The organism is Actinoplanes sp. NPDC049681 (assembly GCF_044465265.1).
GTDB lineage: Bacteria > Actinomycetota > Actinomycetes > Mycobacteriales > Micromonosporaceae > Actinoplanes.
Map to the genome: position 1 here is coordinate 435,249 of NZ_JBITLP010000005.1, position 22,033 is coordinate 457,281.

At 72.9% G+C, this 22,033-nt stretch carries 20 protein-coding genes; 12 read left to right on the plus strand and 8 right to left on the minus strand.

Annotated elements, in window-relative coordinates; translation table 11 throughout:
• Positions 1 to 43 precede the first annotated feature (43 nt).
• On the minus strand, positions 44 to 2,164 hold the full coding sequence (locus tag ACIBO8_RS20280) for a PKD domain-containing protein (protein WP_396116800.1): 2,121 nt from the start codon (positions 2,162 to 2,164) through the stop codon (positions 44 to 46).
• A 123-nt stretch (positions 2,165 to 2,287) separates the two neighbouring features.
• Between ACIBO8_RS20280 and ACIBO8_RS20285 the strand changes: the two genes are divergently transcribed.
• Together ACIBO8_RS20285 and ACIBO8_RS20290 are read left to right on the plus strand one after the other, a co-directional pair.
• Positions 2,288 to 2,893, plus strand: coding sequence for a TetR family transcriptional regulator (locus ACIBO8_RS20285; protein WP_396116801.1), 606 nt, complete (start codon positions 2,288 to 2,290; stop codon positions 2,891 to 2,893).
• 16 nt (positions 2,894 to 2,909) lie between these two features.
• Positions 2,910 to 3,704: a hypothetical protein gene (locus ACIBO8_RS20290; RefSeq protein WP_396116802.1), complete on the plus strand. Its 795-nt coding sequence runs from the start codon at positions 2,910 to 2,912 to the stop codon at positions 3,702 to 3,704.
• Here the strand turns inward: ACIBO8_RS20290 and ACIBO8_RS20295 are convergent, their stop codons facing one another.
• On the minus strand, positions 3,705 to 4,325 hold the full coding sequence (locus ACIBO8_RS20295) for a TetR/AcrR family transcriptional regulator (protein ID WP_396116803.1): 621 nt from the start codon (positions 4,323 to 4,325) through the stop codon (positions 3,705 to 3,707).
• Positions 4,326 to 4,429: 104 nt separating this feature from the next.
• Here ACIBO8_RS20295 and ACIBO8_RS20300 point away from each other — a divergent pair, with 104 nt between their 5' ends.
• From ACIBO8_RS20300 to ACIBO8_RS20330, 7 genes are all read left to right on the plus strand, one after another.
• A complete protein-coding gene (locus ACIBO8_RS20300) occupies positions 4,430 to 5,641 on the plus strand; it encodes a cytochrome P450 (RefSeq protein WP_396116804.1) in 1,212 nt (403 codons plus the stop codon).
• Positions 5,642 to 5,657: 16 nt separating this feature from the next.
• Entirely contained in the window at positions 5,658 to 6,794 is a 1,137-nt protein-coding gene (locus ACIBO8_RS20305; RefSeq protein WP_396116805.1) for an FAD-dependent oxidoreductase, read from the plus strand.
• 50 nt (positions 6,795 to 6,844) lie between these two features.
• A complete protein-coding gene (locus ACIBO8_RS20310) occupies positions 6,845 to 8,185 on the plus strand; it encodes an ABC transporter substrate-binding protein (protein WP_396116806.1) in 1,341 nt (446 codons plus the stop codon).
• A 1-nt stretch (position 8,186) separates the two neighbouring features.
• Positions 8,187 to 9,092 carry a carbohydrate ABC transporter permease gene (locus ACIBO8_RS20315; RefSeq protein ID WP_396116807.1) on the plus strand — a complete coding sequence of 302 codons (906 nt, stop codon included), beginning with the start codon at positions 8,187 to 8,189 and terminating at the stop codon, positions 9,090 to 9,092.
• 4 nt (positions 9,093 to 9,096) lie between these two features.
• The gene (locus ACIBO8_RS20320; protein WP_396116808.1) at positions 9,097 to 9,933 is read left to right on the plus strand and encodes a carbohydrate ABC transporter permease; all 837 of its coding nucleotides are present in this window, start codon (positions 9,097 to 9,099) and stop codon (positions 9,931 to 9,933) included.
• 85 nt (positions 9,934 to 10,018) lie between these two features.
• Positions 10,019 to 10,819, plus strand: a complete 801-nt coding sequence (locus ACIBO8_RS20325; protein WP_396116809.1) for a universal stress protein — start codon at positions 10,019 to 10,021, stop codon at positions 10,817 to 10,819.
• Between the two features lie 103 nt (positions 10,820 to 10,922).
• Positions 10,923 to 12,488 carry a diguanylate cyclase gene (locus ACIBO8_RS20330; protein WP_396116810.1) on the plus strand — a complete coding sequence of 522 codons (1,566 nt, stop codon included), beginning with the start codon at positions 10,923 to 10,925 and terminating at the stop codon, positions 12,486 to 12,488.
• Here the strand turns inward: ACIBO8_RS20330 and ACIBO8_RS20335 are convergent, their stop codons facing one another.
• From ACIBO8_RS20335 to ACIBO8_RS20350, 4 genes are all read right to left on the minus strand, one after another.
• Positions 12,489 to 13,310, minus strand: a complete 822-nt coding sequence (locus ACIBO8_RS20335; protein ID WP_396116811.1) for a tyrosinase family protein — start codon at positions 13,308 to 13,310, stop codon at positions 12,489 to 12,491.
• A 43-nt stretch (positions 13,311 to 13,353) separates the two neighbouring features.
• A complete protein-coding gene (locus ACIBO8_RS20340; protein WP_396116812.1) occupies positions 13,354 to 13,743 on the minus strand; it encodes a tyrosinase family oxidase copper chaperone in 390 nt (129 codons plus the stop codon).
• Positions 13,744 to 14,092: 349 nt separating this feature from the next.
• Entirely contained in the window at positions 14,093 to 14,428 is a 336-nt protein-coding gene (locus ACIBO8_RS20345) for a 4Fe-4S dicluster domain-containing protein (RefSeq protein WP_396116813.1), read from the minus strand.
• Positions 14,425 to 16,050 carry an FAD-dependent oxidoreductase gene (locus ACIBO8_RS20350; protein WP_396116814.1) on the minus strand — a complete coding sequence of 542 codons (1,626 nt, stop codon included), beginning with the start codon at positions 16,048 to 16,050 and terminating at the stop codon, positions 14,425 to 14,427. Before ACIBO8_RS20350 ends, ACIBO8_RS20345 begins: the two co-directional genes overlap by 4 nt.
• Positions 16,051 to 16,296: 246 nt before the next feature.
• Here ACIBO8_RS20350 and ACIBO8_RS20355 point away from each other — a divergent pair, with 246 nt between their 5' ends.
• The 3 genes from ACIBO8_RS20355 (at position 16,297) to ACIBO8_RS20365 (ending at position 20,908) form a co-directional block, all read left to right on the plus strand.
• Positions 16,297 to 17,763 carry a protein kinase gene (locus ACIBO8_RS20355; RefSeq protein WP_396116815.1) on the plus strand — a complete coding sequence of 489 codons (1,467 nt, stop codon included), beginning with the start codon at positions 16,297 to 16,299 and terminating at the stop codon, positions 17,761 to 17,763.
• Positions 17,764 to 17,843: 80 nt separating this feature from the next.
• Positions 17,844 to 19,424, plus strand: coding sequence for a methyl-accepting chemotaxis protein (locus ACIBO8_RS20360; protein ID WP_396116816.1), 1,581 nt, complete (start codon positions 17,844 to 17,846; stop codon positions 19,422 to 19,424).
• Between the two features lie 74 nt (positions 19,425 to 19,498).
• A complete protein-coding gene (locus ACIBO8_RS20365) occupies positions 19,499 to 20,908 on the plus strand; it encodes a serine/threonine-protein kinase (RefSeq protein ID WP_396116817.1) in 1,410 nt (469 codons plus the stop codon).
• 3 nt (positions 20,909 to 20,911) lie between these two features.
• Here ACIBO8_RS20365 and ACIBO8_RS20370 read toward each other — a convergent pair whose 3' ends face one another.
• Positions 20,912 to 21,667 (minus strand): hypothetical protein, encoded by a 756-nt coding sequence (locus ACIBO8_RS20370; RefSeq protein WP_396116818.1) that lies wholly within the window; start codon positions 21,665 to 21,667, stop codon positions 20,912 to 20,914.
• Between the two features lie 72 nt (positions 21,668 to 21,739).
• Positions 21,740 to 22,018, minus strand: coding sequence for a hypothetical protein (locus ACIBO8_RS20375; protein WP_396116819.1), 279 nt, complete (start codon positions 22,016 to 22,018; stop codon positions 21,740 to 21,742).
• Positions 22,019 to 22,033: the final 15 nt, after the last annotated feature.

The window sequence follows — 22,033 nt, forward strand, 5'->3', positions numbered from 1 at the left end:
GACCGCCGCCTTCTGCACGGCTACGCCGTGATCCGGTGCTTCGTCAGTTCGTGACCGTGACGTTGACCAGCTGTCGTGCCCCGGTCGAGGTGACCAGCATGACCGTCCGGACGGTGCCGGGCGACGGGCCCGTCACCCGGAGGCTGAACGCCCCGGCGGCGTCGACCACCTGCGGCGTACCGATCACCCGGCCGTTGAGGTTGCTGCCCAGCACCGCCGCGAAGCGCTGTCCGGCGATCAGGTCGCTGGTGCCGGAGATCCGCCACTCGTTGCTGCCGGTGCGGTACCGGACCGTGATGCCCGAGAGGGTCTCGGGCTGCGGCCGCACGACGACCTGGTCCACGGCGATGCCGGCCGGGTTGCGCACGGTCAGCTCGAGCACCACGGGGTCGTTGTCGTAGACGTACGCCGCGTTCGGGCCGGGCACCGCCGGCAGCGCCTGCACCGGGTAGGTGAACGTGGGACGGGCGGTCGTCGCGCCGGACAGCGTCACGGCGGGACCGGACACCTGGCGCCACGAGTACGACTCCACGGCCGCGGAACCCGAGCCGTCCAGCGTCACCGCCCGGCCCCGGACCACGGTCTGGTCCGCACCGGCGGCGGCGGTCGGAACGGCCGCCTGGGTGACGGTGACGGTGATCGAGACCGGGATCGCGGCGCCGCCGGGACCCGTCACGGCGAGGCTGAAGGTGTAGTCGCCCGGCACGGTCGGCACGAACGTGGTCAGGGCCGCGGCCGGGTCGGCCAGGGTGACCTGCGGTCCGGCGGTCTGCGTCCACCGGTACGTGTCGATCTCGCCGGCCGAGGCGCGGCCGTCGAGGCGCACGGTCTGGCCGATGATGGCCGGGGTGTCGGCCGTCGCGGCGGCCACCGGGGCGCCGGGGCGGAACGTGCGACCGGTGCTGATCAGGTTCATCGTGGCCGAGCCGCCGGCGGACGACGTCACCGTGATGGTGGCGGGGGGCGCCACGACGCCGCTGAACGGCGAGTTCCCGAGCGGCCCGAAGCCGGTCACCGTCAGCTGCGGACGGGCACTGCGGTCGCTCGAGCTGGCGTCGACGCTCAGGGTCTGCGCGTCGGCGTCGTAGTCGACGTCGTCGACCCGGACGACGTCCACCAGCGCGCGGGTCTTGTGAGTCGCCGGCTGGTCGCTGGCGTTGACGACCTCGATCTTGGTCCCCGCGGGGATCGGGCCCGTGACCGGGAAGCGGCCGTAGTAGTGGCCGTTGGCGCCCCGCAGCCGGGTGCCGCGGAAGCCGAGGGCGGGGTTGCCGACGACCTCGATGACCTTGTCGGGCTCGCTGGTGGCGAAGACCTCGACCACGCCGGTGCCGTCCGAGCCGAGGCTGTAGGTCGCCTGGTCGATGTCCACGCCGGCGTTGGTCGCGTAGCGGCCCTGGATGCTGAACAGGTCGGTGAAGCCCACCTGCGAGATGACCGCGCCGGTCAGCGGGTCGAGGCGCTCGATCCGCACGAAGTTGGTGTTGTACGGGCTGCCCACCACCTTGTGGTCGACGCCCGGGTCGCCGATGTAGCCGGCCGGAGCCGCCGGGGCGACGGCCGGGTCCCACTTGAGGAACGGGCCGATCCGCGAGTTCAGCGCCCCGCCGAAGGCGCCGGGCGTGATGCCGACGTCCTCGGTCATGTTGACGCCCTTGTCGCCGGCGACGATGTCGTCGATGCCGTACGGGTGCACGATGCGGTAGCGCTCGCCCGCAGGGGCGTCGAACCGGATCCGGACGCGGCCGAAGACCATCTGGTCGCCCTCGCGCACCTCGCCGGCGGCCCAGGCGCCCTCGAGGTCCATGCCGATCGTCGCGCGTACGCCGTTGTTCAGCGTCATGTCCACGCCGGCGAGCTGGTAGAAGAACTCGTCGGGGAAGTTGTCCGGGTACGAAACCGGGGCGTCCGGGTTCGGCACCGTGTCGGGCAGCGCGGGGCAGAGCGGGTCGTCGAGCGTGACGCACGCTTCGAGGCGCACGTTGTTGCTGTCGCGGTACCACGCCGGAAAGCCGTGCTCGGCGATCGGGCCGACCTGCACGAGCTTGCCCGCCCGGGGGGCGGCGGGCGTCACGACCGTGGCGGCCGCGGTGCCGGCTAGCGACGCGACGACCGCCACGGCGGCGCCCACCGCTACCGGCAGGCGAGCCAGTGTCTTCTTCATGGGACTCCTCAGCTGTCTCTGGAGAGTCACACCATGCGGACGACGCCCGTGGTCCGGCTGAGGTCCGGCTGAGTCCGGGCCGGGGGCTTGCGCTCAGGTAGCGGAATGATGTGTCATTCCGTTATGCCGCGCACCGCTGAGCCGGGCCGCCGGGAGGCGATCCTGGACGCCGCCCACACCGTCTTCGCCCGCAAGGGATACGCCGCCGCGGGCATCGCCGACCTCGCCGGCGAGCTGGGGATCGGGCACGGCACCGTCTACCGCTACTTCACGAACAAGCGGGACGTGGCGGCCGCGGTGCTGGACCGGGCGCTGGAGCGGATCGCCGCGGTGGTGGCCGCCGAGGACGCCGCCGCCAGCACCACCCTGGACGAGTACCGGGACCAGGTACGCCGGATCGGCCTGCGGCTGTACCGCCTCTTCGCCGACGACCCGGCGCTGGCCCGGCTCGTCTTCATCGACCTGGCCGCCGTCGACGCCGACCTGCGCGACCGGGTGATGGTCGCCCAGGAGCTGTTCGCCGCCTACACCGCCGCCTATCTCACCAACGGCGTCGAGCGCGGCTTCCTGCGCGCCGGGCTGGACGTCGACACGCTGTCCCGGGTCATCAACGGGATCATCGTCGCGGGCGCCGCGGAGGTCGCCCGCAATCCCGGTCACGCCGCGCTGCGGGACCGGTGGATCGAGGCTGTCGTCACCCTCATGTTCGGCGGCCTCGCCCGCCGGTGACCCCCGGAGGTACCCCATGGTCCAGGTCGACGTCTTCTGGTCGTACGCGATCGGGGCCGGCTACGGCACGGCCGCAGCGGCGTCGGCGGCCGCACGGCCCGCGGCACGGCTGCTGGACGACCGCCGGTTCGCCGCCACCGTGCTCTTCCTGGCCTGCGTCTTCGCTCCCAGCGGGATCTGGCTGCTGTGGCGGTTCACCGGCTGGGAGACGATGTACGCCGCGAGCAGCCCCGCCGACCTGCCCGGCTGGCTGGTCGCGGCGTTCGCGCTCACCAACGTCACCCAGGGCGTGCTCGGGTACGTCGCCGCGCGGGAGCTGTGGCGGCGAGGCCATCGCTACCTCGCCTGGCTGCAGATGCCGCTCGGATACCTGGCGATGTTCTTCGTGCTGGCGCACGGCTGGGACGGCACCGGCTACCGCCGCTTCCTCGCGCCCACTCCGCAGGCGTGGCAAGCCGGGACCGGCCCGGACCTGTCCGCGTTCGCCGGCAGCGACGTGGGACTCACGCTGCTCGGGATGGGCGTGGTCCTGGTGCCGCTGCTGCTCTGGCTGCAGGCCTCCTGGTGGGCCGAGGCCGCCGGGGACCGGCCCGCGTCCCGGGCGGCTCTGGTGGGGCTGTTGCTGGTGACCGTGTTCGGCCTGGGGCTCGGCACGGCGGCCGCCGCGACCGCGCTGCTGACGCTGCTCGGTCCGGCCGCCGGCGGCGCGGCGGCCCTGGTCCTGGTGATCGCGGTGTTGCATCCGGCCGGTCTGGGCGGCCGCCTCGCCGGCCGCTTCCCCGCCCCGGCGGGCGGTCCGCGCCAAGGATGATCATCGCGCGTCGTCGAGCACCCCGCGGCTGCGGGCCAGGGCGCTGAGCGCCACGTGCAGGTCGCCGACGGGCAGCGAGGCGTCGGGATCCTCGAACCAGCGCGCGATCGAGGCCCCGCCGGCGATGGTCAGCAGGAAGCCGGCGAGATCCTCGGCCGGCGCCGCCGTTCCCGGCACGCCGAACACGGACCCGAGCGAGTCGGCCAGCCAGCGGCGCAGCGCGAGCCGGTAGTCCGCCAGCTCCGCCCGCGCCGCCGAGCAGGCCGTTTCCTCGAGCATGCTGATGCCCACGAGCAGGCGCAGGTCGTGGGGATGGCGATCGAAGACCTCCGCCACGGCGCTCAGGAACGCGGTGAGCCGCCGGGGCACGTCGGCACCCGGCACGACGGTCCCGGGCAGCCCGGCCACCAGCGCCTGCCGGGCCCGCTGGAGCACGGCCAGGTAGACGCCCTCCTTGCTGCCGAAGTGCCAGTAGATCGAGCTGGCCGGCAGGCCGCACGCCGTGGAGATGCGCGAGATCGACGTCGCGGCGTAGCCGTGCCGGGACATGAGCGTGGACGCCGCGTCCAGGATCGCCTCGCGGGACGGCGTGGTCCGCCCCCGGGTCGCCGTGTCGTTCATGAGCAGACCCTATGACACCGGCGGGAAAACATAGACAACGATCTCTCTGTCTGGAACGCTCGATACAGAGATGTCCGCTTCTCCGACGCCGCAAGGAGTCCACCATGGACGACCGCGCCCTCGATGACGTCCACGTCTTCCCGGCCGACCTGGAACGCCGGCCGGATCCCTACCCCTGGCTCGCCGAGCTGCGGGCCGCGGGGCCCGTCCAGCGGGTACGGCTCCGCGGCGGCACCGACGCCTGGATGGTGACCCGGCACCGGGACGTGCTCGCGGCCGCCGGCGATCCGCGGCTGTCCAGCGATCCCCGGCGGGTCGCCCCCGGCACGCGCATGCTCGGCACGCCGACGATGCCGTCGATGCTGACCATCGATCCGCCCGATCACACCCGGCTGCGCCGCCTGGTGTCGCGTGCCTTCACCGCGCGACGGGTGGAGGGACTCCGGCCGCGCGTCCGCGAGCTGGCCGAGGAGCTGATCGACCCGATCGCCCCTCGCGGTCACGCCGACCTCGTCGCGGACTTCGCCTTCCCGCTGCCCGTGGCGGTCATCTGCGAGCTGCTCGGCGTACCGTTCGCGGACCGGGCCTTCTTCAGCCGGCAGAGCGCCGAGATGCTCCGGCCGCCGGTCGACGCGCAGAGCGCCGCGCTCGCCGACGCCGCGCGGCAGAGGCTGCGTGACTACCTCGCCGGTCTCGTCCGCAGCAAGCGGACGGACCGCACCGACGACATGCTCGGCGACCTCGTGACCGTCGGGGAGGAGCAGCGGCTCACCGACGAGGAACTCATCTCGATGGCCGTCCTGCTCCTGGTCGCGGGGCACGAGACCACGGTCAACCTCATCGGTACGGGCATGCTCCTGCTGCTGCAGCGGCCGTACGAGATGGCCGCCCTGCGCGCCGACCCGGCCCTGCTGCCCCCGGCGGTGGAGGAGTTCCTGCGCTACGACGGCCCGGTGATGACCGGCGTGGTCCGGTACACGACCGAGGAGGTCGAGATCGGCGGTCGCACCATCCCGCCCGGCGAGGTGGTGCTCCTGTCGACCGGCGCCGCCAACCGGGACCCGGAGCGCTTCGACCGCCCGGACGAGGTGGTCCTCGACCGCGAGGACAATCCCCACGTCGCCTTCGGTCACGGCCTGCACTTCTGCCTCGGGGCGGCGCTGGCCCGGATGGAGGCGGTCGAGGGCATCGGCGTCCTGCTGCGGCGGCTCCCCCGGCTGACCGCCGCGGTGCCCGCGGAGCAGCTGCGATGGCGGCCCAGCCTGCTGCGCGGGCTGCAGGCGCTGCCGGTCACCTTCGATCCCGTTGCGCGGTGATCATTACTGTGGGCCCATGAAGACCCAGGTCCTGGTGGTGGGCGCCGGCCCGGTCGGCCTGACCACGGCGCTGCTGCTCGCCACCGCCGGCGTCGACGTCGAGGTGGTCGACGCCGGCGCCGGTCCCGTGACGCAGTCGCGCGCCACGGATCTGCACGCCGCGACGCTGGAGGCGCTGCGGCCGAGCGGCCTGACCGACATGCTGCTGCCGCTGGGCCGCCCCACGCACCGGATCGTCGTGCACTCGCCGGACGGGCCGCTGGGCGGCTACGGGACCGACCTGGTGCGCTCGGCGTACCCGTACATCCTCACCGTGCCGCAGTGTGCCACCGAGGGCGCCCTCGACGACCGGCTGGCCGCGGTGGGGCGGCGGGCGCGGCGGAGCACCAGGATCGACCGGTTGTCGTGGGGACCGGACGGGGCCACCGCCGTGACCGCCGGCGGGGAGACGATCCGGGCCCGCTGGGTGGTCGGCTGCGACGGGATCGGCAGCCGGGTGCGTACGGACGCCGGCATCGCCTACCGTGGCACGACGTACCGGCACCCCTATCAGCTCGCCGACCTGCGCGCCGGCTGCCCCCTGGACGCCGACGCGGTGCACATGGTGCTCGATCCGGCGGGACTGGTCGCGGTGCTCCCCATGCACCTCGAAGGCTGGCGCCGCGTGCTCGTGCAGTTGCCGGCGGGGCAGCGCCCGGCGGACACCGAGCCGCTGCCCGACCTGCTCCACCACGCCGAGCGGCGCGGGGTGCCGCTGCAGGTCACGGACGTACGGTGGCACAGCACCTTCCGCATCCACCGCCGCCTCGCCGCCACGTTCCGGCGCGGACCGGTCCTGCTCGCCGGCGACGCGGCGCACGCCTGCAGCCCCATCGGCGGACAGGGCCTCAACCTGGGACTCCGCGACGCGGTGACCCTGGCGGGCACCCTCGCCGGTGTCGTGCACGGCCGCGTACCGGAGCGGCACCTCGACAGCTGGGCAACCGCGCGCCGCGCCCGCGCCCGCCAGGTGCTCGGCTGGACCGACCTGGCCACCCGCACCACCACCGTGCGGTCCTCCCCCGGCCGATGGCTGCGCGACGCCGCGGTGGCGGCCACCTTGCGCAGCACCGCCGGACGCCGCCTGCTGGCCGGGACGGTCGCCGGCCGCTGAGGGCGCACGATCGAGATGCGGCGACATCGGCGCGCTTCTATATTCGGCGCATGCGGGCAGCTTTGGGTACGGTCCTGATCCTCGCACTGGCGGCGGGCTGCGGCGGAGTCGGCAAGTCCACCTCGAAGCCCGGCGACAACGCGACGGCGACGCTCACGATGATGGGCTTCGGCACCGGCGACGAGATCGCGCGGACCCGCTTCGACCTCGCTGACGCCGCCATCGCGCCGAGCAGCGCGAAGGCCTCCGAGGGCAGCTTCAACGCCCAGCAGTTCCTGTCCGCCGTGGCGTCGGGGACACCGCCGGACCTGGTCTACATGGAGCGGCGCCTGCTCGGCACGTACGCCGCCAAGAAGGCGATCATGCCGCTCACCGACTGCGTCCGGCGCGAGCAGATCGACATGAGCCAGTACCGGGAGGCCGCGGTCACCGAGGCCACGCTCGGCGGCAGCCTCTACGGCGTGCCGGACTTCTTCAACAACCGCGTTCTCATGATCAACGACGCGGTCGTGCGGGACGCCGGAGTCGATCCCGCCGACCTCACCGGCGGTGACTGGCAGGCGCTGTCCGCGGCTTCCGCCCGGATGGCGTCGGTCAGCGGCGGGCGGCTCCGGCGGATCGGCTTCGATCCCAAGATCCCCGAGTTCCTGCCGATGTGGGCACACGCCAACGGCGCCGACATGGTCAGCGCCGACGGCCGGACCGCACGGCTCGACGACCCCAAGGTGGTCGAGGCGCTGACCTACACCGCCGACCTCATCAAGGCCCAGGGCGGCTGGGCGACCTTCAAGTCCTTCCGCGACTCCTTCGACTTCTTCGGCGCCCGCAACCAGTTCGCCACCGGCCAGCTCGGCGCCTTCCCGATGGAGGACTTCTACCTCAACGTGCTCGCCGAGAACTCCCCCAAGGTGAAGCTCACCGTGGCGCCGTTCCCCGGTACCGACGGCCGTCCGGTCGACTGGATCACCGGCAACGCCTGGGCGATCCCGGCGAAGGCCCGGCACGCCGGCCAGGCCTGCAAATGGATCAAGACCATGACGGACAGCGGTACGTGGATCGCGGCCGCCAAGGCGCGGGCCTCGGCGCGGCAGGCGGCCGGCAAGCCGTTCACCGGCGTCTTCACCGGCAACAAGAAGGCCGACGAGGTCATCTTCCGGGACGTGGTGAAGCCCAGCGGCAACCCGGCCTTCGACACGGCCGTGCAGACCGTCCTGCGGACCCAGGAGTCCGGGTTCGCCACACCCGCGCTCGCGGCCGGCGAGGAGTTCAAGGCCGCCTGGCAGGAGGCGGTCAACCGGGTGCTCGACGGCAAGCAGCAGCCCGCCGAGGCCCTGGCCCAGGCCCAGCGGCAGGCCCAGGCCGCACTGGACAAGGCGAACAGCGGTTCCTGAGATGCCCGCCGCAAACCGCCGCCGCGAGACCTGGGCGGCGTTCGGATTCCTCTCCCCGTGGATCGCCGGCTTCCTGATCTTCATGGCCGGGCCGATGGTGGCCAGCCTCGTGCTGTCGCTCACCGACTACGACGTGCTGACCAGTACCGACTACGTGGGCGCGGAGAACTACCGGCAGCTCCTCGCCGACCCCAAGGTGCGTACCAGCCTCGCCAATACGCTCGTCTACACGCTGCTGCACGTGCCGCTGACGATGGCCCTGTCGCTGGCGCTGGCCATGCTGCTGGTCCGCGCCGGGCGCCGGTCGGCCGGGTTCTTCCGGACCGTGTTCTACCTGCCGACCGTCACCCCCAAGGTGGCCGTGGGCGTGCTGTTCCTGCTGCTGTTCAACGGCCAGGTCGGCCTGGTCGACGAGGTGCTCGGGTGGGCCGGGATCGACGGGCCGAACTGGACCGCGGACGGGCCGTGGATCAAGCCGGGCCTGGTGCTGATGGGCGCCTGGAGTCTGGGCAGCACGGTGATCATCTACCTGGCGGCGCTGCAGAACGTGCCCCGGGACCTGTACGAGGCGGCCGAGATGGACGGCGCCTCCCCGTGGGCACGGTTCCGGGCGGTGACCGTACCGATGATCAGCGGAGCGTTGTTCTTCACCCTGATCATCAACACGATCAGCGGGCTGCAGACCTTCGACGAGGTCTACACCGCGTTCTACGGCAGCAGCAACCAGCAGTCGTACGGCAACGACGCGGCGCTCTTCTACGTCGTCTACCTCTTCCAGCAGGCCTTCCAGTTCCTCCACATGGGATACGCCTCGGCGCTGGCCTGGCTGCTGTTCCTCATCATCGTGCTGATCACGGTGGTCCAGGTCCGGGTCGGCGGGCGCTTCGTCCACTACGAGAGCGAGTGACGCCATGACCGGACGCCGGCGGCCGTACCGATGGGCGCTGTGGCTCGCCCTGGCCGTCGCCGCCGTCGTCTTCGTGTACCCGTTCGTGTGGCTGGTCAGCGCGTCGCTGAAGCCGCGCTCCGAGGTGTTCGACAACGCGCTGATCCCGCACGACTGGGCACCGGAGAACTACGCCACCATCTGGTCGGCGGCGCCCGTGCTGACCTGGCTGCTCAACAGCGTCGTGGTGGCGGTGGCGGCCGCGGCCGCGGTGACCGTCTCCAGCGCCGTCGTGGCGTTCGGCTTCGCGTACTTCCGGTTCCCCGGCCGTCATGCGCTGTTCGGTCTGGTCATCGGCACCATGATGCTGCCCGGCGCGGTCACGGTGATCCCGACGTACCTGATCTGGAACGAGCTGGGGCTGGCCGCCACGCAGGTGCCGCTCTGGGCGGGCAACCTGTTCGGCAGCGCGTTCTACATCTTCCTGATCCGGCAGTTCTTCCTCGGCCTGCCGCGGGAGCTTTTCGAGGCGGCCCGGGTGGACGGTGCCGGCTACTGGCGGCTGTTCTGGCGGATCGCCGTGCCGCTGTGCCGCCCGGCGTTGATCGTCTCGTTCGTCTTCGAGCTCCGGGCGAGCTGGTCGGACCTGCTGAAGCCGTTGATCTACCTGCGTGACCCCGCCCTGTTCACGATGCCGCGCGGGATGAAGGCCGTTCTCGACCAGTTCGGCCAGGCGGGCGAGGCGCGCTGGGAGGTCGTGCTGGCGGGCGCGGTGCTCACCACCGTACCGATGATCGTCGCTTTCTTCCTGTGCCAGCGGTACTTCGTGGAGGGTGTGGCCACCCAGGGCCGGAAGGGGTGACGGCTTTCCTGCGGCCTTGCCAACGGCACCGGCGAGCGAGATTCTGAGGCTGTGCCGCCATGCGCCTGCCGATCGAGGAGGGGCCATGATCAAGCCACGTATCGTCGTCGGGGCCGACGGGTCGGCCGGCGCGACCGCCGCGGTCCGGTGGGCCGCCGCCGAGGCCGCGCTCCGCGAGGCGGATCTGCGCGTGGTGACGGCGTTCCACCGCCACCATCCCGTGCTGCACGACACCACCGACCCGCAGGCGCGCCAGGCGCCGGACGACGACACCGCCGCCGTGCTGCACGCCGCGGTGGTGGTGGCCCGGTCGGCCGCGCCCGGCGTCGAGGTCCGCGGGCTGGCCCTGCCGGGATACGCGGCCCCGGTCCTGCTGCACGCCGCGGAGGTGGCCGCCCTGCTCGTCGTCGGCTCCCGCGGCAACCGCAGGATGCCCGGGATGCCGACCGGCTCGGTGGGCAACCAGGTGGCGACCCAGTCGCTGGGCTCGGTCGTGGTCGTCCGGGGTCGTTCCGGCGCGGACACCGGACCCGTGCTCGTCGGTGTCGACGACAGCCCCGCCTCCGGACCGGTCATCGGCCGCGCCTTCGAGGAGGCGTCGCTGCACCGCGCCCCGCTGCTCGCGATCACCGTGCGCACCGGACCGGGCGAATCCACCGCCGCGGAAGACCAGCTGGCCACCTGGCAGGAGAAGTATCCCGAGGTCACGGCCGAGGCGGAGGTCGTCACCGGCCGACCCGACAAGGTGCTCGCCGAGCGCTCGGCGCAGGCCCGGCTGGTGGTGGTGGGTCCGCGCCGGCACGGCTTCGAGGGCGTCCTGCTGGGCGAGGTCGGCACGCGCCTGCTCCACCAGGCCGACTGCCCGGTGCTCATCGCCCGCTCCTGAGCGTCCCCGGGTGCCGGTTCGCGCGTTCCAGGTTGCCGACGTGGTGCATGCCTTCATCGGGCGGACCGGCCGCCGATCAGGTCCGGCGGAAGGAGGCCGGCCCGTGGACACCGTCGAAGAACTGTCGATCGCGCTGTTGGCGATCGAGGACCGCATGATGTGGGACGCACCTGCCACCTACCGGACCGCCACCGAGCTGGAGCGGCGGGCGGCGGCTCTGGGCGACGAGACCCTGGTCGTCCGCGCCCGGCTCTGCCGGACCAACATGCGGCTGCGCATGGGCGAACTCGCCGGCGCCAACCGCGAGATCCTCGAGATCCACGAGTGGGCGGTCGCGCACGACGACCGCATGCTGCAGGCGCGTACGCACCTGGTGTGGGCGAACATCCACCGGCTGCTCGGCGACGCCGCCAAGTCGCTGGAGCACTCGCTCAGCTCGGTGGAGCTGCTCGACGAGACCGCCACGCCGCACATGCAGGTGTGGCACGTCACGAAGCTGGCCGACGCGCTGGGCTTCGCCGCGTCGATGTCCGACGCGCGGGTCCGCTACGCCCAGGCCGAGCAGATCGCCCGCGACCTGAACGAGCCGTGGCTGCACATGCAGGTATTCAACAACCACGCCTACCTCGAGCACATCACCGGCAACCCCGAGCGCGCCGGCGACGTGGTCCGCCGCCTCCTGGCCCACGCCGACGAGCACGGCTTCGAGGTCGACGCGGCGATCCTGGACACCGTCGCCTCGATCCAGATCACCAACGGCCGGTACGCCGAGGCCGAGCGGACCATGCAGCTCTGCCTCGCGCGGCACGAGACCGGCGAGCGGGACGACGCCGACGCCCTGGCCGAGTACTTCCTGACCCTCGCGAAGGCTCAGCGCGGGCTCGGCGCGACCGACCAGGCCCAGGGCAGCCTCGACGCGTCGCGCGCCGAGTGCGTCCAGCGGGGTCTGCACGAGGTGCTCGTACGCGTCAAGCGCGAGCAGGCCGAACTGCACGCCGCACGAGGCGAGTTCGCCGCGGCGTTCGCGATGCACAAGGACTTCTTCGAGGCGCACGAGCAGCTGCGATCCCAGCAACAGGAGGCGCAGGCCCGTACCCGGCAGGCGATGTTCGAGACGGCCGAGGCCCGCGGCGAGGCCGAGCGCTTCCGCGAGCAGGCCCGCCGCGACCCGCTGACCGGGCTGCGCAACCGGCGCTACGTCGACGAGGAGCTGCCGGGGCTGATCGCCTCCGACGCCCAGCTGACCGTGGCGATCGTGGACCTCGACCACTTCAAGCGGATCAACGACCAGCTCTCCCACGACGTCGGCGACCGGGTGCTGGTGCAGGCGGCGAAGATCCTCGACGCCGAGCTGACCGAGCTCTGCCCGGACGGCTTCGTGGCCCGGCTCGGCGGCGAGGAGTTCCTGCTCGTGCTGCCGCACACGCCCGTGGACGTGGCGGCCGCACGGCTCGAGCAGGTGCGCCTCGGTGTGGGCTCCTACCCGTGGGAGGAGACCACCGAGGGCCTTCCCGTGACGGTCAGCATCGGCGCCGCGGGCGTGTTCGAGGCCGTCCAGCGGACCCAGCCCCACCTGCTCTCGCTCGCCGACCGCAACCTGTACGCGGCCAAGCGAGCCGGCCGCGACCGTGTCGTGACCGGCTCGGCTCCGCTGCGTGACGCGGCCTGATCAGGCGTACGTGTACCAGGCCTTGTGGTCCAGCAGGTCCGACGGGCGGACGTTGTTCCACGGCGCCATCGTGTCGTTGAGGTCGATCACGTTGGGCGTCCCGCCGGTCGGCAGGTAGCCGGAGCTCGGGTGGGCGGCCTGCCAGTCCGACCAGATCTTGTCGATGTGGCAGTGGTGCAGCCAGAAGACCGGGTCGTTCGGGGACGTGCCGGCCGTCATGTCGCCGCCGACCCACACGTGCACCTTGTTGTGCAGGTTCGGGCCGCGCCATCCCTCGACCTGGTTGCGGAAGCCCGTGGCCGAGGTGCTGTTCCACGGCGCCGCGTCGTACGTGCTGATGGCCAGCACCGACTGGAGCTGGGCGGCGGTCGGCAGGGTCTGGCCGTTGGCGCCCAGGGCCCGCCGCAGGAAGTTGCGGCTGTCGGTGCGGACGTTCACCGTCCAGTTGCCGCTGCTGAACGCGAAGGGGCCGGTGGTGACCCGGCCGTCGCTGCTGCGGCCGTTGCCGCCCATGAAGTCGGCGGACCAGATGGACGAGGTGGTGTCCCGGTCGACGGTCCAGTTCCAGTACGGCAGGTTCACGCTCGGGTCGATCGCCTGCAGCGCCCGCTCGAAGTCGAGCAGGAACTGGCGGTGCCAGGGCAGGAACGACGGCGACCGGTGGCCCACGCGGACGCCGTTGTCGCTGTCGCTGAGGATGAAGCTGTTGTGGGTACGGACGAACTCGTCGTACCGGCCGTTGCGCTTGAGCGCCAGGACGGCGTTGACGAAGTTGCGCCGCTCGGTGGCGGTCAGGTCACGCTGATTCTTGCGTACGCCCATGGGAATCGAAGCCTTTCGTCGTCTGCGGAGGGTCGCGGTGTGATCAGCCGTGGTGCAGGGGCACCAGCTGGGCGCCGTCGAGCTGGTCGACGGCGGCGCGGGCGACCGCGCGCAGGGACTTGAAGGTCTCGTAGTGGTTCGACACGCTGGTGTACGTGCCGTCGGCGTTCACCATGACGTGCAGCGGCTTGCCGTCGATCAGCACGTGCGGCATGGCCGGCGCGGCGTCGCGGCTCTGGGCCCGGAGGCCCGCCGGGGCGGCCTGGATGCGGCGGCCCTTGTACGTCTCGTCGAGGCCGGTCGCGCCGGTGCCCTCCACGGCCGCCTGCGAGCCGCTCGTGGTCAGCACCTGGACGGCGAGCGCGCCCGTGCCGACGGCGACCGTTCCGGCGGCCGCGAACTTCAGCAGCTCGCGGCGATTCATCGTGCTCATGTCTGTGTTCCTCCCCCATACGGTGACCCGGCCCACACAGAAGATTCTGAGGTTGAGGAGCGCAACAACCTGGTTTTCTGCTGCGAAATTCGGCTAGTTCCGAATTTTCTTCGGCGGGTCAGCGCGGCGAAGCTAGCAACGCGATCTTGGTCAAGCAACTCCGCCAGAGCCTTTCGGGCACCGCACGAGTGCGCTCAGTTGCTTGCGAGCTCACGTATCGACGCAACGCAACGGGAAGTGGCCGATGGACGGCACACTTCCCGTGGCAGATTTCCATATGTGGATGTGACGGTTCGTGAGGTGAGTTACCTCATAGCAGTCGGAGAGTCACGATCGATCATGAACACTGTTACCGGGATCCGAGCTCGGGCCCGACGGCGAGCCGGGCCCCCGGCTTGCGGCCCCGGCCCCAGCCGATCTCGCGCCGGTAGCTGCCCAGCAGCCCGGCCCGCGCGAGGTGCTCCTCGTCGCGCAACGGGGAGTCCTCGGGAGCGGGATGGGTCAGCGGGGCGACGAAGAGCGCATCCGCCGGACAGTGCGCCTCGCACATGAAGCACGTCTGGCAGTCGCTCTGCCGGGCGATGACCGGGACGCCGCCCGGGCCGGCGTCGAAGACGTTGGTCGGGCACACCGCGACGCAGACGTCGCAGGTCACGCAGCGCTCGCCGGAGACCACCTCGATCACGACGCCACCGCCGGCTCCCGCGGCACGCGACCGGTGACCGGCTCGGGCCGCGTCCACAGCCGGTCCAGGCCCCCCACGGCCAGCCGGTGATACTGCTCCGGGTCGAGCTGGGGGAACTCCTCGCGCCGGGCCATCCCGCGGCTCTCCGTGCGCGCGAGCGCGCTCGCGTACATCCAGCGGGCGTGCGCGACCATCGCGGCCGCCTGCCGCAACCCCGGAAGGCCGGCGCCTCCGGCGACCGCGGCCGAGCGCAGGGCGGCCCAGACCTCGTCCAGCTCGGCCAGCGCGGGCCGCAACCGGTCGCCGTGACGCAGATAGTTCTTGTCGTACGGGTGGACCTGGCGCCGCACCACCTCGAGAGCCTCGGCGCGCCCGGCCCCCGCGCCCCCACCGGTGGGCCGGATCCCGGCGCCGCCGACGCCGGTGAGCCTGCGCTTCCTGGCGGCCGCGCCCAGGCTCGTCGCGAAGGCGGCGGCGCCCCGCCCGGCGAACGTGCCGGACGACATCGCCCACGCCGAGTTGTGGCTGCCCCCTCCGGTGAAACCGCCGCAGACCAGCTCGCGGGTGGCCGCGTCGCCGGCCGCGTACAGGCCGGGCACGGTCGTGGCGCAGTCGTCGGCGACGATGCGGATGCCGCCGGTGCCGCGCACGGTGCCCTCGAGCAGCAGGGTGACCGGGAACCTGTCCGTGAACGGGTCGATGCCCAGGCGGTCGAAGGTGAGGAAGAAGTTCGGCTGGCCGAGCCGCATCTGCTGCTGGACCTCCGGCGTCGCCCGATCGATCTGGCACAGCACGGTGCCGGTGCGCAGCAGCTCCCGGGCGATGACCGAACGGCCGCCCTGACTGCCGGCGCCCGGCAGCGGGCTCCCGTCGTGCCGGAAGAAGGTCGCGAACCCGTAGTACGCGGTCTTGGTCACCGATGTGAAGGCCGGGGCGATCGCGTAGGCGGTGGAGAACTCCATCCCCGACATCTCCGCCCCGGCCTCGGCCGCGTACAGCGCCCCGTCACCGGTGTCCACGTCACAGCCCAGCGCCTTGCTGAGGAACGCGCAGCCGCCGGTCGCGAGCACGACGGCGCCGGCGCGTACGCGGTAGTCGACGCCGTGCTGACGCCGGTGCCCGCGCACTCCCGCCACCGCGCCGGCACCGTCGGTGAGCAGCTCGGTGACCGGGCTGTGGTCGAGGATGCGCACCCCGGCCCGCCTGATCCACGAGCGCATTCGGCGCATGTACTCGGGCCCCTGCAGACCCCTTTTGTACGGCCGGCCGCCGACGACCGGGAACGGGTACCGGGCCTGGGCCTCGAGCCGGTTCATGTTCTCGTACGTCTGGTCGAGCACGCGTGCCATCCAGCGACGGTCCTGGAGGAAGCCGCCGAGCGCCTCGCGGCTCGCCATGGCCTTCTCCCGCTGCTCGGGCTCGGGCTGCACGTACCAGACCCCCGTACCGCCGGACGCGGTCGGGCCGCTCGTGCCGCAGTAGCCCTTGTCCAGCAGCAGGACGTCGGCGCCGGACTCCGCGGCGGTCAGCGCGGCCCAGGTGCCGGCCGGCCCGCCGCCGACCACGACGACGTCCGCGGTGAGATCGAGGTTCGCGGGGGTGACGGTCATGGATGAGGACATGGGAGCAGCGTTAACCCTCAAATCCTATCTGTCAACTAGGTCTTTACCCCTGGGACGGACCATCACGGTGCGTGACCTCACGGTACGCCGCCCGCACCTGGTTGACCGCTGACCAGGTCGGGTACCATGTGCCGCATTCGCAGGACGCGCGATCGACATCGTGACCGGGCTGCGCCGCCGGGGATCGCGGCGCGTCCACACGGTGAGTAGTGGGCCGGGTCCGAACAACGGACGAAGGAGGTCACGATGCGATCGCTCGCCGGACGCTACCGGGTGGATGAGCCCGTCGGTCGTGGCGGCAGCGCGATCGTGCACCGGGGCTACGACAAGACGCTCAAGCGCCCCATCGCCATCAAGCTCTTCTCGCCGTACCGGCCGGGCAGCACCGAGCCCTCGGTCGACGTGCTGCGCGAGGCCCGGACGGCCGCCGGCCTCAGTCACCCCAACGTGGCACGCGTCTACGACTACGGCGAGGCGACCGAGAACGACCAGCGCGTGCCGTACCTGGTCATGGAATTCCTCGAGGGCGAGACCCTCGCCGACGAGCTGGCCCGCACGGGCGCCCTCGACTGGCGCCGGGCCGCGGCCGTCTGCCGGGACACCGCCGCCGCGCTGGCCGCCGCCCACGAACGCAACCTCGTGCACCGCGACGTCAAGCCCCGCAACGTGATGCTGACCCCGGCCGGGGTCAAGGTGCTGGACTTCGGCATCGCCGCGGCCGCCGGTCAGAACAGCTTCGACACCCACGGACGGCTCTGGGGCACCCCGGCCCACCTCGCGCCGGAGCAGCTGCGCGGCGAGCCGACCTTCCCGGCCGCGGACGTCTACGCGCTGGGCCTGCTGATGTTCGAGTGCCTCACCGGCGCCCGCGCCTGGCCCGGCGCCAGCGTCGGGGAGATCCTCGCCGCCCGCCACGAGCGCCGGGCGCCGCGCCTGCCCCGCATCCCGGGACTCCCCCGTGAACTGACCCGCCTCTACGAGGCCTGTGTCGCCGAGGAGGCGGACCAGCGCCCGTCGGCCGCGACGGCGGCCGAGATCCTCCGGCGCGCCGCGGCCCCGCTGCCCAGCGTGCGTCCCCCGGTCGCGGTCATCGGCGATCTTCCTGCGGTGCGGCGTACGCGTTCCCGCCGCCGCGCCGCCGTCACGGCCTCGATAGCGGTCGCCGCCGCGGTCTTCAGCGTCGTCGGGCTGCAGGTGGCCAACGGCTACTCGGCACCGCACGGGCGCCAGGCGGAGGCGGCCGTCAAGGCCCCGGCGGCCGGCGGCGTCACGACGATCCGCACGCCGCAGGTCTCCGCCCGGCCGCCCGCGCCCAGCATCACGCCGCGGCCGACCACGGCGCGGCCCGCGCGTGATGTGCCGGTGCAGGCCGAGCCACCGGTCCAGCGGCGTACGGAGCCGCCCGCGCAGGAGGCGACGACCGGGCCGGCCACCTCCCCGGCCACCTCGCCCACGCATCGCCCGTCACCGCCGACCCGGCCGTCGAGCCGTCCCACCACCACGCCACCGACCAGGCCGTCCTCGACGCCCACGCACACGCACACGCCGAGCGACCCGCCGCCGACCACCTCCGAACCGGAGCCGACGGAGACGGCCACCACGCCGCCTGCCACCGAGTCGACCACGAGCCCGCCGCAGTCGTCGCCCGAGCCGGTGGACCCGCCGGCGTCCGCGGCAGGCGTGCAGATCGTGCTGGTCGGGACGAGCCGCTGAGACGCCGCTAAGTGCCCGGCGGGCGGTGCCGATCAGGGAATGTGGCCTCGTTCAACCGCTTCCGCACCGCTCTGTCCCGGATGACCATCGCCAGGGCGCTGCGTACCGGATTCGCAGTGCTCATCGTCCTGCTGGTGGTGTCGGCCCTCGTCTCGGCGGCCTTCCTGCTGCAGGCCACCGGCCGGATCGGCGACCTGGCGAAGAGTGGAATACCGGCGATGCGCCTCACCGGTGAGATCGACGGGCTGATGAACAAGTACCGCAAGGAGCAGTGGGAGTATCTCGCCGCGCCGCCCGACGACGCGGACACCCGCAAGGACGCCGTCGACTCCATGGCCGAGGAGGACGCCGACATGCGGGGCCTGATCAAGGACCTGCGGGCCGTGCCGACCAGCGCCGCGACCCGGGCGAACCTCGCCCGTTTCGAGGGCCACTGGACGGAGTACGTCAGGATCACCGCGGCCGAGGTCACGCTCGGCGAGGCCGGCAAGGCCGCCGAGGCCCGCGAGACGTTCGACGCCGGACCGGGAGACGAGCATTGGGACGGCCTGAAGGACAGCCTCGCGGCGCTGCGTGATACGCAGACCCGCGAGTCGGCCGCGTCCAGCCGGGACGCGGACCGCCAGGCGATCATCGCCTTCGCCGTCCTCGCGGCGCTGCTCGTGGCGGCGGTCGCCATGGCCCTGACCGTTCGCCGTACCCTGACCCGCCGCATCACCGACGGCCTCGACCAGCTGTCGGTCGCGGCCCGCGGGATCTCCCGCGGCGAGCTGGACCAGCGGGTACGGGTGGAAGCCGACGACGAGGTGGCCCGGGTGGCCGCGGCGTTCGAGGACATGGTCGCGTACCTGACCGCCAAGGCCGAGGTCTCGCAGCGGATGGCGGCGGGGGATCTGGCGGTGGAGGCACCGGCGGCGTCAGCCGGCGACCGGCTGGGCAACGCCTTCACGGCGATGATCGACAGCCTGAACGCCTCGGTACGGCAGGTGCACCGGTCCATCACCGCCCTCGACGACGCCTCCGCGGGGCTGGGCGGCGTGTCGGACGAGATCCGCGCGGCGGCGGTGGACGTCGTGACCAACGCCGAGCGTCAGGTCGAGCTGCTGCACACGGCGCAGCAGGCGGCCCGGCAGACGTCCGGTTACGTCGACGAGGGCGTCGGCACCGTCACGAACCTGACCCGGGTGATGCGGGACCTGGACGAGAAGGCCGCCCGCATCGGCGGCATCGTGGACGCCATCACCCGCATCGCCGGACAGACCAACCTGCTGGCGCTGAACGCCTCGATCGAGGCGGCCCGTGCCGGAACCCAGGGTGCCGGCTTCGCGGTCGTCGCGAACGAGGTGCGCAACCTCGCGGAGGAGAGCGGCTCGGCGGCCAAGACGATCGCCGCCCTCGTCGCCGAGATCCAGCAGACGAGCGCCGAGGCGGTCACCGTGGTCGACGCCGAGGCCCGGGGAGCCTTCGAGCGCATCGCCGGCGGCACCGCCGAGCTGCACTCGGCCCTGGAGGCGGTGGGCTCGTTCGCCGGCGCCAACCGGAGCTCGACCGAACGCATGGCGGCCGCGACCGCGACCGCTGCGGATTCGGTACGCCAGCTCACCGAGACGGCGTCGGGCCTGCGCGAGGTGGCCGGCCAGTTCACCGTACGCGACGCCTGACCCGGGCGCGCCTGTCCGGGCCGTGCGAGGTGCCTGTACCTTGGGTTCGGCGTATCGACGGGCGTGGTGGGGACGTGGTGACGGGTCGACCGGGGGCGGAGGTCGCGGCGTTGTCGCCGCGGGATCCGGCGAGCATCGGCCCGTACCGCCTGGTCGGCCGGCTCGGCGAGGGCGGCATGGGCACGGTCTACCTGGCCACCGACGCCGCCGGGCGCCGGGTGGCCGTCAAGGTCGTGCGCAGCCACCTCGCCGCCGACCCCGAGTTCGCGCAGCGGTTCCGCCGCGAGATCGACGGTGCACGGCAGGTGCCGCCGTTCTGCACCGCCGAGGTCCTGGACGCGGATCCCGGGCACCCGACGCCCTACCTCGTGGTCGAGTACGTCGACGGGCCCAGCCTGGCCGACGTCATCAGCCGGGACGGTCCGCTCACCGCGTCGAACCTGCACGCGCTGGCGATCGGGGTGGCCACCGCCCTGACCGCGATCCACGGCGCCGGGGTGGTGCACCGCGATCTCAAGCCCCGCAACGTCCTGCTGCCGCCCGGCAGCCCCAAGGTCATCGACTTCGGCATCGCCCACGCGCTGCAGTCGACGAGCCGCCTCACCGCCGAGAACCAGCTCATCGGCACGGTCGGTTACATGGCACCCGAACGCTTCAACCCCCGGCCGGGTGCCCCGGTCGAACCCTCCGCCGACATCTTCTCCTGGGGTGCGGTCGTCACCCTGGCCGGTACGGGCCACGAACCGTTCCGCGCCCCCTCCCCCATGGCCACGGCGGCCCGCATCATCAACGACGAGCCGAACCTCGACGGCCTGCACGGTCCCCTGCGCGACCTGGTGGCCGAGGCGCTCGACAAGGACCCGGCCCGGCGCCCGACCGCCCGCCAGCTCCTGGACCGCCTGCTGAACCCCGGGACGGTCGCCCACGGCACCACGGTCCTGCAGGACCAGCCCGATCTCCGCGCCGCGGTCGAGGCGGTAACCTGGCGGTACGCCACGCCCGCCGCGGCGGCACGCCGTCGCCGCCGGATCGCCACCGCCGCCGTCGCGGTCGCCCTGCTGGGCGGGGCGGCCGTGGCCGTACCGTTGATCCAGCATCGTGGGTCGCCCGGCGGAGACGCGGCACTTCCCGCGGGATCGGCGAGCCCGTCGCCGGCACCCTCCACCACGCCGTCGGCGGCCGAGGCCGCCGACTGGGTCGGGGAGCTCCAGCAGAGCTTCGGCAAGGACGAGCCGGTGCACCTGCGGTTCGCGCTCAAGGCCGACCACGGCACCATCCGGTACCCGCGCCTCGGCTGCTCCGGCACGGTCACCGTGACGGAACGCACCAGCGAGAAGATCGTCCTGGTCGAGCGGATCGACGATGGCCCCTGCAGCAAACGCGGCGACATCGTGCTCTGGCCCACCGGGCCGGACTCGATGCTGCTCGACTACAAGTCCGCCAACGGCCAGTACACCGCCCGTGCCTCGATGACGAGGAGCTGACGCTCAGGCCGCGGCGACGATGGCCGACCGCCGCCCCGATCGCGCCGGCGTCTCGGACCCCCCTTCCCACCACGCGACGGCCTCTCGCAGCAGGCTGTCGCGCGTGCGGCGGGCCAGCTCGGCGTCGTGCCAGGCGGCCCGTTCCGCGACCACCGCCCGCTGACAGCGCTGCCGCAGCCAGGCCACCGCGGCACGGGCGATCACCAGCTCCTGGTCCACCGGGTGCAGCCGCGGGTCCCAGCCGTTGCGGCCGGCCAGCGCGTCGGCCACCGCGACGGCCGGCAGGTCGCCACGGTCGGCCGCGGCCACCACCGCACGGTGCAGGAAGCGCTCGCGGGCCGCGTACTCGTCGCAGGTGGGCACCGGCGCGGGCGAGCCCCACGCCGCCGCCGCGACGGCTCTCCGCAGCCGGGCGTCGGCGTCGAGCCACGCCTGCCAGGCCGCGTCGACCTCCTCGGTGGAGCGCTGCCACACCTCCTGCCAGCGCTCGGCGGTCGCGGCGGCCCGGTCGGCGGCGACGCGCACCTCCTCGGCGTACCGTTGCGCCCGGGCGGCCTCCGCGGCCTGGCGGGAGCGCTCCGCGCGCAGGTGCTCGCGGTGCCCGCGCACCGCCGTGACCAGCTCCCGCGCGGCCTGCCGGGGATGACGCATCCCGGCCGGGCTGCCCAGCAGCAGCAGCGCCGGGAGGGTGAGCACCATCAGTGTCGCCCAGATGACCGCCGGGGCAGGGGTGAGAAGCATGTCCGCGACCACGTTCATGTCGATTGATCCGTCCGCTCGAGCCGATGAGGGGGCTGCGACCACACAGCGGCGCAGCGGCCGGCCGAGTGGTCAGGCGGACACGGCGGGCGGCGCGCGCGAACCGCGGGCTCCCGCGGCGAACTGAGTGGCCAGCGCGGCGGTGCGGTCGGCGGGCGCGGCCGCGGACTCCGTCGCGGACTCGGCTTCCGGCTGCTCGGCCTGGGCCTCGGCGGGGGCGGCAGCGCCGGTGACGGCGGCCCGCGGCGCGGCCGTCGCCGGTTGCGGCGCGGCGGCCAGGGCGAGGAGGACGACCAGCAGGACGGGTAGGAGCGCCGGCATCAGCCTCGCACGCCGCCCGTTCCCGGTCATGCGTCCACTCTAGCC